This is a genomic window from Paraprevotella clara YIT 11840, assembly GCF_000233955.1.
In the GTDB taxonomy this organism is placed as follows: Bacteria; Bacteroidota; Bacteroidia; order Bacteroidales; family Bacteroidaceae; genus Paraprevotella; species Paraprevotella clara.
This window is the reverse complement of record NZ_JH376616.1, coordinates 138,965-157,817: the sequence shown is the minus strand read 5'-3', so window position 1 is coordinate 157,817 and position 18,853 is coordinate 138,965. Positions and strand designations below refer to the sequence as shown.

Sequence of the window (18,853 nt, the reverse complement as noted above, 5' to 3'; positions counted from 1 at the left end):
TTGAGTTAAAAGACGTAACGACAATTTACATAACAGAATAACTATATGATGAACAAGATTTTTACAGGATTACTTTTATGCCCCGTCATCTATTTACATGGTGCGGAACCCGCCGATTCAACCCTTCGGTTGATGGAAGAGATTACAGTGGCGGCCAATCGTCAGCAGGATGTGAAAATGAATGTGCCGCAACAGGTTTACATTTTATCCCGTGACCAGATAGAACGAGCCAATGCACAGACTGCCGCCGATTTACTGACCACAGACGGTTTGCTGACAGTGCAGAAAAGCCAACAGGGTGGTGGAAGCCCGATGATACGCGGTTTTGAAAGTTCGCGGGTGCTGCTTGTCATGGACAACGTGAAGATGAACAATCTCATTTATCGTGCCGGACATTTACAGAATATCATAACCGTGGACCCTTCCATACTGGAACGTGTGGAAGTGCTTTACGGTCCTTCTTCGGTCAGCTACGGTTCGGATGCCTTGGGGGGAGTTGTGGCTTTTCGTTCTAAAAATCCGGTTTTGGGCGATGGGGGGAAAACTTGGTTTTCCGGTAATGCCTTTATGCGCTACGGTAGTGCGAATCAAGAAACCACCGGTCATGTGGATTTCAATATCGGCGGCGAACGTTTTGCTTCATTGACTTCTTTATCCTATAGCAACTTCGGTGATTTGCGGAGTGGACGACGCAAGAACCCCTTTCTAAAGGATGATGAATACATTAGCCGTCCTTATGAAGTGATACGTGAAAATGGTGAAGACCTGTTAATCGGTAATTCCAAAGACTGGCATCAACCCGGGTCTGGATATATGCAGTACGACTTGATGCAGAAGTTCCTGTTCAAACCGGACGATAGATTCCGCCATTTGTTGAACTTCCAATTCTCGAATACGACGGACATTCCCCGTTACGACCGGTTGACGGATATGAAAAAAGACAAACCTAAATTTGCCGAATGGTATTATGGCCCTCAGTTCCGTTTGATGACAGCCTATACGATGGAGATAGCCGACTGGTTGTCGGCAGACAGAGTCGATTTTACGGTGGCCTATCAGAAAATCAAGGAAAGCCGTCATAACCGTAAGTTCGGCGAGGTTTGGCTGGGTAGCCGTAACGAGAATGTGGATGTGGTGTCATTGTCTTCCGATTGGATGAAGCAGGTGGACAATCATCGTATCCATGCCGGAATAGACGGTGCATTGAACTTCCTTTCCTCTACGGCTCACAAAACGGACGTGGACACCGGTGAGCGTGCTGCATTGGACACGCGTTACCCCGACGGACAAAACTATATGCACAATATAGAGGCCTACGCGTCCCACCAATGGGAAATCACTCCGCGTCTGACCCTAAGTGACGGTATCCGCCTGGGATTCTCCACGTTGTATTCCTCGTTTGAGACCGCCGAATTTTTCCCATTCCTGAGTCAGGACGTGAAAGAAGTGAAACAGAACAATATGACTTACAGTTTCAGTTTGGGACTGAACTACAATCCGACCAAGGACTGGAAAATAGCTTTGGCACTTTCCACCGGTTATCGTGTGCCCAATATAGACGATGTGGGAAAGGTATTCGACTCGCAGCCGGGTATGGTGGTTGTGCCCAACCCGGATGTGCGCCCCGAAAAGACTATCAACGCCGACTTCAATGTGACTCGGTTCAAAAACGACCGTTTCCTTTGGGAAACTTCCGTGTTCGGAACCTATCTTTTCGATGCCATTACGCTAAAGCCGTATACGCTGAACGGAAATACCGAAATAGAATATGATGGCGAACTCAGCGAGATATATGCCAACCATAACAGCAGAAGGGCCTATGTTGTAGGTTCCACCACGCGCCTGAAAGCCCGTTTCCTCAAGATGTTTATGGCAGACGCTTCGCTTACTTATACTTACGGTGATATTATCGACGGGGAGGATGAACGTATGCCCCTTGACCATATATCTCCGCTTTTCGGAAGGGTGGGCATGACCTTTCAGAGCAAAGACGACAAGGCCATTGTGGAGTTTTATTCCTTGTTTAACGGACGAAAGAAACTAGACCGTTATAATCTGAACGGGGAAGACAATATCGGCTACGCCACAGTGAAGGGAGAAGAGGGCAGAGGGCTTCCGGCATGGTTCACCCTGAATCTCAAAGCTTCTTATGCGTTCAATCCGAACCTGACGGTACAGGCCGGTATCGACAATTTGCTGGATACGAAATATCGCACTTTCGGTTCGGGAATCAATGCTATGGGACGTAATATCAACGTTACTTTACGTACGACCTTTTGATAAAACGGAAAACGTATATTCTACCCCCAATAAAAACGGGACTGCTTTTTTGCAGTCCCGTTTTTATTGGGGGATACACTTCTGGTCATGTAGTCCCATTGTCTACAGTTAAACTATTTACTTTGTCGTTTGGGGAAACAGCAAAATGTGTATGACCTTTTTCGGGCGGCTTGTTCGGAAAAACGTGAAGGTGGAGCATTGCGTAGATGGGCTTCCACGTGGAATTTATATTGTGGGCAAGAAGAAAATACTTGTAGACCGGTAGAATGTCAAAATGACAAAGTGAAAGATAGCGACGCACGAGAATGCGTTATTTCCTGCCGCATCCCTTACGGGTGGGAAATAACGCATTCTCGTGAGCTTTCCTTTTTTCTGAAAGTCAGCGTTTCGTTGCTTTTGCTTTCTTTTATTCCTGTGGCATGCGGGGAGATGCTGTCGGTGTCTCCCGGCGTGTCTTGTACCGATATGTTTTTCCCGTCAAATTGCCGGTTCGTCCATGTAAGGTAAAAGTCTCCAAATAAATGTGCAGGATATGTTTTCAAGCATGTTTTTTCCGTTTTCATGTCATTTCAAATCGCTTTTCTTCGGATGGCCCGTCCGTTCTGCGGAGAGCGATTTTTCGCTTTCAGCCAAACGATTTTTCATTTGGCTTGGATTGACGGAACAAGAAGCCCGTGTTTGTACGCAAAAACGCCCCGAATTTTTATTTTTCGGGGCGTTGGTTGGGTATGGTTGTCCTGTTTTTGATTTTTTCCTTTGCTGCGGATTTTTCTTTTTGCTACCTATTTGATGCTTGTGACGTGCTTGGGGTTGCAATTTGATAATTTTGCTTAGGAATCAAGATGTCCCCCAAATGGTATTCGTCCATAAAACGGCTGCGGTCTACGGGGCCGTTGATGCCCTCGATGCGTCCGTTGGCGGTAAACTGCCACATGACGAACCGGATGTCGTCCGTCAGTTCCGGAATATCTTCTGCGTACCGGGCTATCATGTATTTGTAGTCCGTGTATTTTCCGGCCAAATATTTATTGTAGAAATTACTCGACGTGTAGATGATGGGACGGATGCCATAATGTTCTTCTACCATGTGGAGAAAACGGGTAAGCCTTTCGCAAAAGCGTTGCGTGCTGCCTTTCCCTATGATTTCAACGTCGATGATAGGAATCAAGTCTTGTTCGTCCAGGTTCACCGTGCTTGTGAAGTTCTTGAACTGGGTTTCCGGATCCACTGTGGGACTGAAGAAATGATAGCAACCGACTTTCAGGCCGGCTTTACGCGCCTCAGTCAGGTTGTAACGATAGGTCACGTCGACCAGAGAGGCACCTTCTGTAGCTTTCAGGTAGACGTAACTTACATTTTTGTCGGTTTTCACCGTTTGCCAGTCTATGTCTCCCTGATAGCGTGATACGTCTATGCCGTAACGATGTTCATTCTTATTGATGCGGTGGCGGTAAGCTTCCTCTACCGGAGCAACGACGGGATGCGAATGGCTCGGAGTGGCCATCATGTCGGGCTCAACCATGGCCAAGACCACTTCCTCCTTGTCTGCTTGCTTATCCTTTTTACGACCGTGCATGGGGGTTACCGTCAGGCAACATAATATGATAGTAAGAAATGAAATGAAATTTCTCATGGTGCATGGATGTTATTTCGCAAAATTACATATTTTACGGAGGAAATGCAAGCGTTTTCCGCTTCGTATGAATATTATTATTATTTTTGCCCTGATTTTTATTCCTTATTATAGAATGTAAACATGAAAAAGTGGTTTGGAATTTTTTGTTTCTTGGGGATTGTGGTTTGGGGGCGGACGGCTTTGCATGCACAGTCCTGGTTTGACGTGAAGCTTTGGGAGCAAGGCTTGCCGAATACGAACGGCAGGGATGGCGGGCCGGAGCGGCAACAGGATGGTATTTATGCGCCAGAGATCCGTGTGTTCCTTCCGGATTCGGCCAAAGCTACGGGGCGTATCATTCTGGCTTGTCCCGGAGGAGGTTATTCGTTCATAGCCCTTGGGCATGAAGGCTACGATTGGGCGCCTTATTTCAATGAGATGGGTATTGCATACGCCGTGTTGAAGTATCGTTTGCCTTTCGGGCATCCGGAAGTTCCGGTCAGCGACGCGCAAGAGGCTATACGCGTGATACGGCGGCATGCGGCGGCATGGCGGATTAATCCTTACGATGTGGGAATTATGGGTTCTTCGGCAGGCGGGCATCTGGCTTCTACGGTAGCGGTCAAGGCGCCTTTCGATTGCCGTCCCGATTTCCAGATATTGTTTTATCCTGTTATTTCAATGGAGCTGAACCAGACCCATAATGGTTCCGTTTATTCTTTTATCGGGAAAGAACCTTCGCACGAGGAGCAGTTGCGATACTCCAATGAACGGCATATCCGTCGCCACATGGTACCTCCGGCATTGCTGTTGTTGAGCGGGGATGATACGGTAGTGCCAGTCTCCAATTCCATTAAATATTATACGGCTTTGTCACAGGCGGAAGTGCCTGCCGCGATGCATATTTATCCCACGGGCGGACATGGTTGGGGTTATAACCCTTCTTTTGCATGCCACGAACAGATGCTGGCAGACTTGAAAGCTTGGTTGGAGGGATTGGATGCCCCGGATGGGGATGCGCTCAGGGTGGCATGTGTGGGAAACAGTATTACGGATGGCTATGGCATTTCTTTGAGTGAAGAGTATGGTTATCCGGCTGTCTTGGGCCGGAAATTGGGAAACAAATATCGGGTCAGGAATTTCGGGGTGAGCGGCCATACGATGTTGCAGAAAGGCGATTGCCCTTATATGAAGAATGACGTGTACCGGTGGTGTAAGGAATTTAATCCGGATGTCGTGGTCATTAAATTGGGTACGAACGACAGCAAGCCGCAAAACTGGAAATACAAGGATGAATTTATGACGGATGCACAGCAGATGATAGACGAATTAAAGGCTTTGCCTGCCCGTCCGGATATTTATCTGGCTTATCCGGTAAAGGCGATGAGTTCGGCTTTTGACATTTCGGACAGTGTGATTGTCAATGGTGTCATCCCTATGATCCGGAGGTTGGCCCGGAAGAACAAGCTGAAAGTCATCGATCTCCACTCCGTGTTCGACGGCCATCCCGAATGGTTGATTTCGGATGGCATCCACCCCAATGACAAAGGTGCCGCCGTGATAGCTGAAGAAGTAAAGAAAGCTATTTTGGAAAATACGGGAAATGAAAATAAATAAGTAAATAGAAACAGAAAAGGTTGCCTCCGGACATTCCGTGCAGGCAACCTTTTCTCGTTAATGTTTGATTTCGATTTCTTCTTTCATATCTATTTCCTGCCCGTTCTTGTCGTAGAACTCATATTGCAGGAAACCCAGTTTCTGACTGGGGATTACTTTGAGTCCGAATCCGTATTTGACTTGCCACTTGCGTTTCAGGGAAACGATGCCCTGGTTGATGTAGGCTGCCACATACGGGTGGACATGAAGCGTGAAATTCTTAATCCCTAATTTATTGGCCATCGTGCTGATCTTGCTTTCCAAAACGTCTGTAAACAGAAAGCTTGATTTCACGGTACCCTTACCGAAACAAGTAGGACATACTTCATCCACATTTACATCCATGACCGGACGCACGCGTTGGCGTGTAATCTGCATCAAGCCGAATTTGCTTAATGGCAGGATATTATGGCGGGCACGGTCCTTCTTCATGTTTTCGCACATGCGTTCGTACAATTTTTGCCGGTCTTCCGCCAGGTTCATATCGATGAAGTCTACCACGATAATACCTCCCATGTCGCGCAGTCTTAATTGGCGTGCCAGTTCGTCTGCCGCCCCCAGGTTGACATCCAACGCATTGGCTTCCTGTCCGTCTTTCGACTTGGAGCGGTTGCCGCTGTTCACGTCCACGACATGCAATGCTTCCGTATGTTCGATGATCAGATAAGCCCCATGCTTATAAGATACGGTTTTTCCAAACGACGATTTGATTTGTTTGGTCACGTCAAAGTTGTCGAAGATGGGCAGTTTGCCTGTGTACTGTTTCACGATGCCCGCACTTTCCGGGGCTATCAGCGTCACGTAGTCTTTTACTTCGCTGAAAATATCCGTATCGTTGATATAGATGTTTTCATACGAAGGATTGAACAAATCCCGCAGCATGGCTACCGTGCGGCTGGTTTCTTCAAATACCAGTTCGGGAAGCTTGCTTGCTTTTTGCGCTTTAATAAAGGCATCCTCACATCTTTTGACTAATACCTTGAGTTCCGAGTCGAGTTCGGCCACGCGTTTCCCTTCGGCCACCGTTCTGACGATAACACCGAAGTTTTTGGGCTTGATGCTTTGAATGAGCTGTTTTAAACGTGCACGCTCCTCGGCTGATTTTATTTTGGAAGATACGGACACCTTGTCTTGGAAAGGCATCAGTACCAGAAAACGTCCGGGGAACGATAGCTCACAAGTCAGGCGCGGTCCTTTGGTCGAAATGGGTTCTTTTACAATTTGTACCAGAATCTCTTGTCCTTGCTGGAGCGTGGTTTGTACGCTTCCGTCTTTCTCAAGGTCGGGCAGGATGGAAGCCTTCGAGAATGGGTACAATTTCTTTTTGTCGCTGGTTACTTGTTTGAGGTATTTGGTGTAAGAGTTGAATTTAGGGCCAAGATCAAGGTAATGTAAGAAAGCATCGCGTTCATAGCCTACGTTCACAAAGCATGCGTTCAGCCCCGGCATAAGTTTCCTCACTTTTGCCAGATATATGTTGCCCACCACGAAAGAGGCCGACCGACCTTCTTTCTGAAATTCCACCAGCCTCTTGTCCTCTAACAATGCAATGGAAATCTCCTTGGGCTGAACATCTACTATAACTTCGCTTGTCATTCTTTTAATTTTACTATTTGATTCTATACAGCCTTGTTTACACAAAGAACAAACTTGTCGGAATCTGTAAAGAGCCCGTCCAAGTTTGTTCTCTATTCTTTACTTACAGACAAGCGTTGGCTACTTGCTCTTATGTCTGTTCTTTCTTAATCTTTTTTTACGTTTGTGTGTAGCCATCTTGTGTCTTTTTTTCTTCTTTCCGCTAGGCATAGCTCTAATGTTTTATAAGTTAATAAATCTGTTTACTATCTTTTTCTGTTCGAATGATTCTTACTTCTTGATTGCATCAACAAAGACCTTAGCCGGTTTAAAGGCCGGAATGTTGTGCTCGTCTATGATTATAGTCGTATTCTTGGAAATATTACGAGCCGTCTTTTTAGCTCTTTTTTTAAGAATGAAACTACCGAAGCCGCGAAGATATACGTTATCCTCTTTTTGAATCAAAGATTCCTTTACTGATTCCATAAATGCCTCTACGGCAGTCAGCACGGTTGCCTTGTCGATACCCGTTTTTTTGGAAATCTCGTTTACAATTTCTGCTTTTGTCATCTTTCTGTAAAAATAATTGTTTGTAAATGCCTAATTCCTAATTTTTTGGAATGCAAATATATAGCTTTTTAGCAAGGAAAGAAAGAATATCATTGAAAAAAAACTCGTTTTTTTGCTTTTTGCCATTCCAAAACAGCTAATTTTGTACCGTTTATCTGTTTTTGCAAGAATGAAAGATTATAATTTTGCTCATAAGTTGTTGGCATGGTATCATGAAAACAGAAGGATTTTACCGTGGAGAGACACTCACGATCCATATATAATTTGGATTTCGGAGATTATCCTTCAACAGACGCGGGTCGTTCAAGGATATGATTATTTCCTGCGTTTTATGAACCGCTTTCCTGATGTGGATGCTTTGGCGGCAGCTTCAGAAGATGAGGTGTTGAAGTGCTGGCAGGGTTTGGGATACTATTCCCGTGCGAGGAATTTGCATGCGGCGGCTCGTCAGATTGTGGAGTGGGGAGGATTCCCTGAACGTTATGAAAATATCCGTCAACTGAAGGGCGTGGGGGATTATACGGCAGCCGCCATAGCTTCTTTTGCATTCGGGTTGCCGCATGCTGTGGTGGATGGGAATGTATATCGCGTACTTTCCCGTTATTATGGGATTGAGGAACCGATAGATACGGGGCATGGGAAAAAATATTTTGCAGCCATGGCGCAGGAGCTGTTGCCCGAGGGCAAAGAGGCGGCGGACTATAACCAGGCTGTAATGGATTTCGGAGCCATGCAGTGTGTGCCTAAGAGCCCTAAGTGCGAAGACTGTCCTTTGGTTGACGGCTGTGCCGCTTTTCGAGACAGGAAAATACAGGAACTTCCGGTAAAATCCCGTGCTCTGACCGTGACCGAACGCTATTTACATTATATGTATATAGAGGTGGGGGGAGAGGTTGCAGTATTCCGGCGGGAGAGCAATGATATATGGAAAGGTTTGTATGAGCCATTCTTGATAGAAACCCCTGCGGCATGTGCTCCGGAAAACTTGCTGAACGATGAAAAAGTTCCTTCATTTATTCGGTCTGATAAGGTTGTGATGACTTATTTGTGCGGGGGCGTTCGCCACCAACTGACCCACCGAACGTTGATTTGTGATTTTTATAAGGTGGAACTGGCAGATAAACCCGATGATTTCGGACGTCGTGTTTGTTGGGTAAAAAAAGAAGAACTGTCAAACTATGCATTCCCTCGCTTGGTTGTAATGCTGTTTGAGAAGTTTGGTTTATGGTAGGAAAATGAAAGGATTGCAGAAAAAGTGACGTTATAGTTGGTGGAATATGGTTTATTTATTAATTTTGGAGAAATTTTAAAATGAAAAGCGTATGTCTTTAAATAAAGTGATGTTGATCGGAAATGTCGGGAAAGAGCCTGATGTTCGTTATTTGGATAACGGAGTGGCTGTGGCTTCGTTGACTTTAGCCACCACGGAAAGGGGGTATCGTCTACAGAATGGTACGGACGTGCCGGAACGTACGGAATGGCATAATATAGTATTATGGAGAGGCCTGGCTGAGACAGTAGAGAAATACGTTCACAAAGGTGACAAGCTGTTTATCGAAGGAAAAATTCGTTCTCGTTCGTATGACGACCAAAATGGAGTGAAACGATACATCACGGAGATATTTGCAGATAATATGGAGATGCTGTCTCCCCGTAATCAGGCTGGCCAGGTTTCAGGCCCTTCTGTCTCTTCTTCACAGTCCGCTTCCGCACAGGTGCAGGGCGGAAAAGAAGACTTACCCTTTTAATGTGTAACTAAATTTGTGAATTTTGGACCCTGATACATATTTATCCCAGTTTATAGCGTTATTTAACCATATAGAGGTTTACCCTCCGGATTTGGGAGCTACGATTGCTCTTGTTTTGTCTGTGTTATTGTTGGGTTGTTCCGGCTTTGTTTCAGCTTCAGAGATTGCATTTTTTTCTCTTTCCCCTACGGATGTGGGTAAGATAGAAGAGAACAGACACGCAGCAGACGGCAAAATTCTCGAGTTAAAGAAAGATTCGGAGCGTTTGTTGGCTACGATTTTGATATCCAACAATTTCGTGAATGTGGCTATCATCATGTTGCTGAATTTCTTTTTCAGTAAAACTTTGATTTTCGGTGATAGTCGTTTGTTGGAATTCCTTTTCATGACCGTCTTGCTTACCTTCTTGCTTTTGTTGTTTGGGGAGATTATGCCGAAAATCTACTCATCCCAACACACCTTGAGCTTCTGTCGTATGGTGGCTCCTTCTTTTGTGTGGATTGAAAAGTTATTTTGGCCTCTTTCGTCATTGCTGGTACGGTCGAGAAAATTGGCTACGAAAGTGGTGCATAAAGAAAAACGGGCCATATCGGTCGACGAGTTGGAACAAGCCTTGGAGTTAACAGATAAAAAGTATATTGCAGAAGAACAGAATATGCTGGAGGGGATTATCCGTTTTGGAGGCGAGATGGCCAAAGAAATAATGACTCCTCGTATGGATATTGTAGACTTGGATATGAAAACTCCTTATCCGGAGGTGCTTCAATGTATCGTAGAAAGTAACTATTCCCGTATTCCGGTATATGCAGATTCGCGCGACAATATAAAAGGTGTGCTTTACATTAAGGATTTGTTGCCTCATCTGAACAAACCTGCAAATTTCCGCTGGCAGTCTTTAATCAGGCCGCCTTATTTCGTTCCGGAAACAAAGATGATTGATGATTTGTTAGGAGACTTTCAGAAGAATAAAGTGCATATAGCCATTGTGGTGGATGAGTTCGGAGGTACGTCGGGTATCGTGACGATGGAGGATATTATCGAAGAAATTGTAGGCGAAATAAATGACGAGTACGATGAAGATGAACGTCAGTACGTGCGGTTGAATGCGAATACGTATGTTTTCGAGGCAAAAGTCCTGCTTACGGATTTCTTTAGAATTATGAAACTGGATGATGATTTCTTCGAGGAGGTAGAAGGCGAGGCCGATACTTTAGCCGGACTTCTGTTGGAAATTAAAGGTGAGTTTCCGGAGCGTCATGAGGTGATCAAATATAAAAACTATTGTTTTGAAGTGTTGGAAATGGATGACCGGAGGCTTCTGAAGATAAAGGTGACGGTGGAGAGTCCGGAAACGTCCGATGAGGTGTAAATCATAGAGAGAAAATATGCCGCTGTTTCGGAAAATAAATTGTGAGAAGGGATGGGGAGGTATATGGAAAATTACCGAGACCTTTGATGAGTTGTGTGACATGTTGCCTCACAGCGCATGTTATCGGGAGCATGCCTTCCATTTTGCGGCTGAGCGGAGGCGCTTGGAGTATGTGGCGGTGCGTTTGCTTATCTTCACTCTGACAGGGGAAGAACTACAGGTGGAATATTTGCCGTCCGGCCGTCCTTTTCTCCGTGACAGAAGACTTCAGCTTTCCATTTCCCATACGTTCGGATATGCAGCGGTGTTGTTTTCGGAAGAATATGAAGCCGGACTTGACATAGAAGTCTTTTCAGAAAGAATTGTAAAGCTGAAAGAACGTTTGATCGGTCCGGAAGAAGCGGCAGAAACAACATATGAGATTCTTTTGCATTGGTCGGCCAAAGAGGCTGTTTTTAAGATTTTGGATGAAGAGGGTATTGATTTCAGGAAGAATCTGACGGTACAAAATTTAAGTTGCCCCGCGATGCCCGACCATACGGAAGCGAAAGGGGATTTTTCTTTATATTATCATTTGTCGGACGGGAAGACGGGAACCTTTCCGGTGCATTATGAAACTACGGCCGATTTCGTCCTGACTTATGCGTTTCGGAAGCTGTAAAGTGAGGATGCAATAGCTGTTACCCGGTTTGAAATAAAAGTGAAGATACATCTCCCCTTTCCATACGGGGGATGTATCTTCACTTGTTTTTAGGCACGTACCACTTGTCTTTTCATCATTTGACAGAACAGTCCGTTTTGTTTTTTCAGTTCCTCCGGATTTCCGGTTTCTGCGACATGCCCGTCTTTCAGTACTACTATTTTATCTGCGTGTGCGATAGTACGCATGCGGTGTGCGATAATCAGTACCGTTTTATGTTTGATTAGTTCCGAGATACCAGCCTGGATTTTTGTCTCGTTCTCTACGTCGAGCGAGGCTGTGGCTTCGTCCAGCAACACGATGGGAGCGTCTTTCAATAACGCCCGTGCGATGGATATGCGCTGACGTTCTCCGCCCGATAAGGTTTCTCCGTTTTCCCCGATAACGGTTTGGTATCCTTGAGGCATTTTAAGGACAAACTCGTCACATCGGGCCAGACGTGCCACGCGCCTCACTTCTTCGTCAGTCGCTTCCCGTTTTCCGATTCTGATATTCTCCATGACGGATGTATTAAATAGGGTTACGTCCTGAAAAACGATGGAGAAGCATTTTAGCAGACTTTCCGGTTCAATCCCACTGATGTCTGTTCCGCCGAGTGTGATATGTCCGGCCGTGGCATCCCAAAAACGAGCCACTAATTTGGCTGCCGTACTCTTTCCGCTTCCCGAGGGACCGACTAAGGCCGTGATTTCTCCTTGTCGGGCAGTAAAAGATACGTTGTCCAGGACTTGCTTTCCCTTTTCATAAGAGAAACTTACATGGTCGAACCGGATGTCATATCCGTTGGGATTGAACGATTTCTCTCCGTGTTGGACCGGCATGGCTTCCATTTCTTTCATCCTGTCTATACGGACATCAAGGTAGAATAACGCCGCCAGATTGTTCAGCACTTCATTGATAGGAGTGTAAATACGTGAGCCGATAACCATGAATATCAAATACGTGAAAAGCTCCGTTTGACCAGAGGCTACCAAAGAGGCTCCGACAATGATGACACTTGCCAATCCGAGCTTCAAGATGCTTTGAGATCCGTTGACGGCAATACCCATCAGTAATTCGCTTCGTGTCAGTTGGTGCTCGTATTTATCGATTTTCTCGTCCAATCCGTTCAAGTAAGCCGCTTCCTGGTGATAGGACTTGATTTCCTGAATCGTGTCCAGTCCTTCCTGTATTTGTTCGGTCACTTCCCTTTTGTTCAGGTAGTTAGTTCGGTTCTGCTTGTGCAGTTTTCTTTTGGAGAGGACGATGACGGCCAAGGAAATGGGGACCACCCAAAACAAAGCGAGTGTAAGTGCCCAGTCGTAGAATGCCATGCCTATCGTAATCAACAGGATGCTGAGCAGAGACGCAATGAGTTGCGGTACGGCATGCGAAAAAGTGTGTTCCAGTTCCGTACAATCGTCCATGATGGTGGCAGTCAAGTCGGACAGGTTCTTTTCTCCGAAGAATGCGAGCGGAAGTTTCCGTAGCTTTTCGGTCAGTGAGATACGCCGGTTGGCACTTTCGTCGTAAACGCAAGTGTAGGTGCTTCGGTACTGGAAGACGGCAATCACATACATGACAGCCATGAATGCGATTCCGAGTAGTCCGTAGTAACATATCCCATGTGCTATTGTGGCCTCGGGGTTGAAGACGGGACGAATCCAGTCTTGCAGGTATAGGAACACATATACGGCGGGCAACATCAGTGCGACATCCAGCCATACGGTCCAGAACACTCCCTTACAAAAATCCTTGGCACCTTTTTCCGAAAGGGCGAAACGGTTTCTTATTTGACTAAGCATGGTGAACCTCCTTTCCGATGGTCCAACTGACAGATTGCTGATATTCATTCCACATGGTTTTGTATATGCCGTTTTGTTTTAATAGTTCCTCGTGTGTACCTTGCTCGACGATTCGTCCTTTGTCGATTACCAGAATACGGTCGGCATCGGTAATGCTCGATAGCCGATGGGCGATGGTCAGCACGGTTTTCCCGGCAGTCAGCTCCCTCAGCGCTTGTTGGATGAGGTGCTCGTTTTCCGGATCGGCGTATGCCGTGGCTTCGTCAAGTACGATGATGGGGGCATTTTTCAGGATGGCCCGTGCCAAGGCGATTCTTTGCCGTTCCCCTCCGGACAGATACGTTCCTTCCGCTCCGATTTTCGTATTCAGTCCCTCCGGCAGACGGTCTATGATTTCCCTGCATTGCGCAAGGTTGAGTGCCCGATTGATTTCCTCCTCTCTGGCTTTCGGGTTTCCGTATTTCAGATTCTCGCGTAGCGTCGTTTTCAGAAGATGAGGGTTCTGAAAGACGAATGACACGTGCTGCATGAGGTCCTCCGGTGCGATATGCTTGATATTGACGTGGCCAATCCGGATTTCTCCTTCGTCGGCATCCCAAAAACGGGGCAGCAGTCTGGCAATAGTTGTTTTACCGCCTCCCGAAGCGCCGACAAGGGCCACTTTCTTTCCTTGGGGGATGGAAAAGCTTATTCCGTCTACGGCTTTCTGCGTGGCACCGGGATAACTGAAACTCACGTGGTCGTAGCAAACATCAAAAGCTGTCGGCTTCTCCGGTTTTTCCGGCCAGGACAACGGCTTGTATTCGAGCAGTCGTTCCAAACGTCCGATTGCTTCTCCGGCCTGTCCTAAAGCTTCGCTGAGATGCATGCTTTTCATGATGCTTTGCGAGAAAAGCGGAGTAATGAGTACGAACAGGAAGAAGTTGAGCAGGGCAGAAGCATAGTCGCCATCGTGGCTTACGATGAGAATGACGGTGGGAGCGAGGAAAAAGACGAAACTGTTGATGATAATCGTATAGCACGACATCGGTTTTTCCCACAGTCCGGTATAGGAAGAAGCCATTTGATTGTAGGCCATGATACTTTTATGGAAGTTCTTGAAAGAGTAGATGGTCTGTTGGAATACCTTGATGACCGGTATGCCCCTGACATATTCTACGGCTTCCGTATTCATTTCTTCCAGTGAAGTCATGTAGGCACGCATGAAGGCCTGTCCTTGCGTGTTCATGAGGTGTCCCATCAGGAACATGGCTACGGCTACCGGAATGATACAGACGAGCCCCAGTTTCCAATCGAACGCGAAAATCAGGATGACGGCCGTCAGCGGTACCAGGACGGAACCGGCCAGGTCGGGCATCTGGTGGGCCAAAAACGAGTGGGTGATACCGGCATTGTCGTCGATGACCTTACGAATCTTGCCGCTGGTATTGAGGTCGAAGAATCCTAAGGGCATGCGGACGATTTGTCTCATGGCTGCTTTCCGCAAGTTGGATTCCACCCGGAACGCCGCCAGATGGGAGCACATCAATGCCAAGTAGTATAAGACGACACTTCCGACAGCCAGGCCTGCCGCCCACCCGGCGTATGGTATGGTTTCGGCGGGAATCCTGTTGCCGTGTGTGTCAAAAAATCCTTTCACGATCAGCCAGATAAAGACATAAGTGAGCATCCCTGTCACTTCGCTTACTGCCGAGATACACATGGAAAGCGGTAGCAAAGCTTTCCGGTTTCCCATATAATGTTGGAGTTTTCGTAATGTATTCATAGGTTTGAGTATTGAGTCGGTTCTTTTGTTTTTTGTGCCGTGACACAGATATTTTCTTTTTTCATCTTGTCAGTGCGGACGTGGACAAACCCACAATTTTCGAGCTTGTGTTTAATCTCTTCGGCGGTATATACGGACATCCCTTCGATGCGGTCGGTCCAAGTCGTGTTGTGAGGGTTGCTGGCTTCGCAGGCAATCAGAAAAATGCCTCCCGGTTTCAGAATGCGAAGTATTTCGCAGAAAGCCTTGTCCGGATCTTCCCAAAAATATAGGGTTTCAAAGGCCGTGGCGACATCGAATGTGTCTCCTTTAAAAGGCAGGTCCGAGGCCGTACCTTGGAGGATGAAACAACGTTCATCCAGAAAAGCCTTGTTTTTTTGCCGGGCGAAAGCCACGCTTTCCGGAGAGATATCCACACCGTAAACTTGTCCTTGCGGACATCTTTTCAGCATGTGGGCGATGTTGGCTCCTCCTCCGCAGCCGATGTCGAGCACTTTCCAATCGGGGCACCAGTCCAAATGTGTAAACGCCCATGCCGCCAACGGAGCATGGCCTGTGTTCATGCTCCTTAGAATCATCCGTCCCCAGAAGCCTTGAGGCTTACGGGTGTTTTGCAGGATGCGGTTGATAAAACTCTTTTTCATTGTATGATGGATTGATTATAATACGTAATACGTAGATGTGTAAAAGCTTACTTGATTCTGTAGCCCAATAAGGAACTGAACTTGCAACTGAAACGCGGAAAACGGGCGAAAAGACGCATGACGGTTCCCCAGCGTTCGGTGAAAAATTTCTGGTAGCAGGCTTGTTCTATCAGTTCCAGTGCGGGCACCCAGCTCTCTACTTCGTGCCCGTCGCTGATGCCGGAACGGATTTCGGCTGCCGATTTCCGCAAGGAGTCCGGTTTTGCTCCGGATTTTACCATCATCTTACCACAAACGTCAAACCATAATTCGCCTCCGCTGAAGCGTTCGGCGATATGCTTCAAAACCGTTTTTACCTGTTCCTCGTAGAAATACATCAGTACGCCTTCCACCACGAAGATGAACTGCCCCTCGGGGTGTTGTTTTTTCAGTGCGTCCATCCATCCGGTTTCAAGGAGCGACGCAGCGATGTAATGGTCTTCGCCGGTTTCCGGAATCAGTTTTCGGCGTAAGTCGATGACTTCCGGCAAGTCCAGTTCGTAGAAGACGGCCACTTGGTCGTTGCCGATGCGTTGGTAGCGGGTATCCAGGCCACACCCGACGTTGACCACGACAGGGTGGGAGTGGCTTAGGATGAAGTGCCGGATGGCATCGTCGAAGTACTTGCCGCGTACGACACATCCTACTTCACTCATTTTGGCTCCGTCGAATTGGGAATAGTCATATTCGATGCTGTCCACCAGTTGTTCTGCCATCGTGTCTTTCAATATGGCATCTCCTTTTCTCCGGCTTTCCTTGGCCCGCATGTAGAGCGGAATCAGCAGCGTTTCGGCCACTACATTTTTAAATTCATACTTTTGTTTCATAATCTTATTTTTATTAACAGTCAGACTTTCGCGGGAAGCAGTTCAAAAACGAACGCTATTCCGATTTGTTCAAAAAAAGAGGGAACTTATATTTTCATAAGTTCCCTCCATCCGGCCACCTCGATGGTCATATATTCGGTGACGACCTTTTCTATCTCATCCGGTTTGACCCGCCGCATGAGAAGTTCTTCAAACAAGGCAAACATCCACACCGTATGCATACGTATGGAAAAGTCCGAAATGTCGGTCTCCAGTTGCGGATGCTTATGTTTCATGAGTGTGAAATATTCTTTGACCAGTGCCGTCGACTTCCGTGCAAACTCTTCTTTGTAGTTTTCCAAGGAAGAGCCTTGCGAGCGGAAAAGCAGCAGCAGCAGTAAGTCGCGATGCCGATGGATGAACGAAGTGTATTCGGCTACCATATATTTGAAGTAATCCCTGTCGCACATGGCCATGATGTCGGTTCCGCGCCGCCCGTGATGCTCGTCCAGCATATTCTCGAAAGTGCGCACGGCCGGAGTCACGATTTGGACAAAGATGTCGTCCTTGCAAGAAAAGTAATTGTATATATTGCTCAATCCTACCCCCGATTTGTGCGCGATTTCCCGCATCGGCACCTTCAGGTAACCTTTTTCCAGAAACAAGGTGGCCGCCGATTGCAGAATGTCGCTTTTGATATGGTCTTTTACCGTTTGCATAGGCATGTCTGTTTGTCGTACAAAATTAGGATGGATTATCAGTCGGTGCAATACCTAAAAAAGACGATTTTACCGCCGCCCTTCTTCCTGTGGTGTCCGGGCGGGCCGTGAACGACGCTAATTTCCTATCGAATGGTGATTTAACCGATATTTTTTTGTACTTTTGTTTCCGTAAAGCGAAGATGAATACCCCCTGTTTAATTTTATTTACGTCCTTGTGAGATGATGAATACGATACTGATTATAGATGACGAACCCATCATACGGAAATTGCTGGCACGCATGATGGAACTGGAAGGTTATGAGGTGTTCCAGGCGGCCGATCGTGCCTCGGGCCTGAAGCTGCTCACGGCCAAAACGCCGCAACTGGTATTGTGCGATGTGTTTTTGCCCGATGGCAACGGGGTGGAGATGGTAAAGGAGATAAAAGAACTGCAACCCGAAACAGAGGTCATCCTCCTGACGGCTCACGGAAATATCCCGGACGGGGTACAGGCTATCAAAAACGGCGCATTCGACTACATTACCAAAGGGGATGACAACAATAAGATCATACCGATAATCAGCCGTGCCATGGAGAAAATCAACAGCCGGCCGGCGCAGCCTTCGGGGAGCACTGTCGTGCCGGTTCGTGAATCGGCCTTCGACACTGTCTTGGGACATTCGCGAGGTTTGCAGCAAGTGATACAGTTGGCTCGCAAAGTGGCCGTGACAGACGTGCCGGTGCTGCTTACGGGCGAGACGGGGACGGGAAAAGAGGTATTCGCACAGGCCATTCATAACGGAAGCGCGCGTGCCAAGCAGCCGTTCGTGGCCATCAACTGTTCCGCTTTCAGCAAAGAATTGTTGGAAAGCGAGATATTCGGGCATAAGGCCGGGGCTTTCACCGGGGCTTTGAAGGACAAGAAAGGACTGTTTGAAGAGGCCAACCACGGCACGATATTTCTGGACGAGATAGGGGAGATGGCGTACGGCTTGCAGGCCAAACTCTTGCGCGTGCTCGAAACAGGGGAATATATAAAGGTGGGGGATACGAAACCCACGAAAATAGACGTGCGTATCGTGTCGGCCACCAACCGCAACTTGAAAGAAGAGATAGCGAACAGTAATTTCCGGGAAGATTTGTATTTCCGCTTGTCCGTTTTCCACCTCCATCTGCCGCCCTTACGCGAGCGCAGGGAGGATATACCGGAACTGGCCGCAGCTTTCCTGAAGTTTTTTGCCGCCAAAATGGGAAAACAGGTCAAGGGATTTGCGGCGGATTGCCAAGCTTGGATGCAGTCGTATGCCTGGCCGGGAAACGTACGTGAGTTGCGTAACGTGATAGAGCGTGCGTTGATTATCTGCGACGACTACATCACGTTGGATGACATGCCTCTTGATTTCAGGTCGTCCACTTTATCCGGCTCGGCTGCCGACGGTGACGATTTTGAACTGGCGGAGGCGGAGCATCGTCATATCCAACGTGTATTACAGTACACGAAAGGGAATAAGGCCGAGGCGGCCCGGCTCCTGAAAATAGGATTGACCACCCTCTATCGGAAGATAGAAGAGTACGGTATTAATATCTAAGAGGCTTCACG

Annotated in this window: 15 protein-coding genes; 7 read left to right on the top strand and 8 right to left on the bottom strand. The window is 47.1% G+C overall.

All coding sequences use genetic code 11. From position 1 onward, the window contains the following. Positions 1 to 45: 45 nt before the first annotated feature. Positions 46 to 2,280 (top strand): TonB-dependent receptor plug domain-containing protein, encoded by a 2,235-nt coding sequence (locus HMPREF9441_RS12260; RefSeq protein ID WP_008621621.1) that lies wholly within the window; start codon positions 46 to 48, stop codon positions 2,278 to 2,280. A gap of 778 nt (positions 2,281 to 3,058) precedes the next feature. On the opposite strand, the gene HMPREF9441_RS12250 is transcribed toward HMPREF9441_RS12260, so the two are convergent. Next, positions 3,059 to 3,913 (bottom strand): glycoside hydrolase family 25 protein, encoded by an 855-nt coding sequence (locus HMPREF9441_RS12250; protein WP_244949758.1) that lies wholly within the window; start codon positions 3,911 to 3,913, stop codon positions 3,059 to 3,061. A 123-nt stretch (positions 3,914 to 4,036) separates the two neighbouring features. On the opposite strand from HMPREF9441_RS12250, the gene HMPREF9441_RS12240 reads away from it, so the two are divergent. Next, positions 4,037 to 5,512: a GDSL-type esterase/lipase family protein gene (locus tag HMPREF9441_RS12240; RefSeq protein WP_008621616.1), complete on the top strand. Its 1,476-nt coding sequence runs from the start codon at positions 4,037 to 4,039 to the stop codon at positions 5,510 to 5,512. A 57-nt stretch (positions 5,513 to 5,569) separates the two neighbouring features. Here HMPREF9441_RS12240 and HMPREF9441_RS12235 read toward each other — a convergent pair whose 3' ends face one another. After that, complete coding sequence (locus HMPREF9441_RS12235) at positions 5,570 to 7,147, bottom strand: Rne/Rng family ribonuclease (protein ID WP_008621615.1); 1,578 nt, start codon at positions 7,145 to 7,147, stop codon at positions 5,570 to 5,572. Between the two features lie 270 nt (positions 7,148 to 7,417). Then, positions 7,418 to 7,696: an HU family DNA-binding protein gene (locus HMPREF9441_RS12230; RefSeq protein ID WP_008621614.1), complete on the bottom strand. Its 279-nt coding sequence runs from the start codon at positions 7,694 to 7,696 to the stop codon at positions 7,418 to 7,420. Positions 7,697 to 7,865: 169 nt separating this feature from the next. Between HMPREF9441_RS12230 and mutY the strand changes: the two genes are divergently transcribed. The 4 genes from mutY to HMPREF9441_RS12210 all read left to right on the top strand — a co-directional run bounded on the left by mutY (position 7,866) and on the right by HMPREF9441_RS12210 (position 11,474). After that, positions 7,866 to 8,927 (top strand): A/G-specific adenine glycosylase, encoded by a 1,062-nt coding sequence (mutY, locus tag HMPREF9441_RS12225; protein WP_008621613.1) that lies wholly within the window; start codon positions 7,866 to 7,868, stop codon positions 8,925 to 8,927. Positions 8,928 to 9,018: 91 nt separating this feature from the next. Further along, positions 9,019 to 9,444: a single-stranded DNA-binding protein gene (locus tag HMPREF9441_RS12220; RefSeq protein ID WP_008621612.1), complete on the top strand. Its 426-nt coding sequence runs from the start codon at positions 9,019 to 9,021 to the stop codon at positions 9,442 to 9,444. Between the two features lie 22 nt (positions 9,445 to 9,466). Then, entirely contained in the window at positions 9,467 to 10,813 is a 1,347-nt protein-coding gene (gene gldE, locus HMPREF9441_RS12215; RefSeq protein WP_008621611.1) for a gliding motility-associated protein GldE, read from the top strand. 16 nt (positions 10,814 to 10,829) lie between these two features. After that, a complete protein-coding gene (locus HMPREF9441_RS12210; RefSeq protein WP_008621610.1) occupies positions 10,830 to 11,474 on the top strand; it encodes a 4'-phosphopantetheinyl transferase family protein in 645 nt (214 codons plus the stop codon). 89 nt (positions 11,475 to 11,563) lie between these two features. On the opposite strand, the gene HMPREF9441_RS12205 is transcribed toward HMPREF9441_RS12210, so the two are convergent. The 5 genes from HMPREF9441_RS12205 to HMPREF9441_RS12185 form a co-directional block, all read right to left on the bottom strand. After that, the gene (locus HMPREF9441_RS12205; protein ID WP_008621609.1) at positions 11,564 to 13,297 is read right to left on the bottom strand and encodes an ABC transporter ATP-binding protein; all 1,734 of its coding nucleotides are present in this window, start codon (positions 13,295 to 13,297) and stop codon (positions 11,564 to 11,566) included. After that, a complete protein-coding gene (locus HMPREF9441_RS12200) occupies positions 13,290 to 15,062 on the bottom strand; it encodes an ABC transporter ATP-binding protein (protein WP_008621608.1) in 1,773 nt (590 codons plus the stop codon). Before HMPREF9441_RS12200 ends, HMPREF9441_RS12205 begins: the two co-directional genes overlap by 8 nt. Then, positions 15,059 to 15,706 (bottom strand): class I SAM-dependent methyltransferase, encoded by a 648-nt coding sequence (locus tag HMPREF9441_RS12195; protein ID WP_008621607.1) that lies wholly within the window; start codon positions 15,704 to 15,706, stop codon positions 15,059 to 15,061. Before HMPREF9441_RS12195 ends, HMPREF9441_RS12200 begins: the two co-directional genes overlap by 4 nt. Positions 15,707 to 15,753: 47 nt before the next feature. Further along, positions 15,754 to 16,572, bottom strand: coding sequence for a class I SAM-dependent methyltransferase (locus HMPREF9441_RS12190; RefSeq protein ID WP_008621606.1), 819 nt, complete (start codon positions 16,570 to 16,572; stop codon positions 15,754 to 15,756). A gap of 86 nt (positions 16,573 to 16,658) precedes the next feature. Next, entirely contained in the window at positions 16,659 to 17,276 is a 618-nt protein-coding gene (locus HMPREF9441_RS12185) for a TetR/AcrR family transcriptional regulator (protein WP_008621605.1), read from the bottom strand. A 219-nt stretch (positions 17,277 to 17,495) separates the two neighbouring features. On the opposite strand from HMPREF9441_RS12185, the gene HMPREF9441_RS12180 reads away from it, so the two are divergent. After that, entirely contained in the window at positions 17,496 to 18,842 is a 1,347-nt protein-coding gene (locus HMPREF9441_RS12180) for a sigma-54-dependent transcriptional regulator (RefSeq protein WP_172634958.1), read from the top strand. Positions 18,843 to 18,853 lie beyond the last annotated feature (11 nt).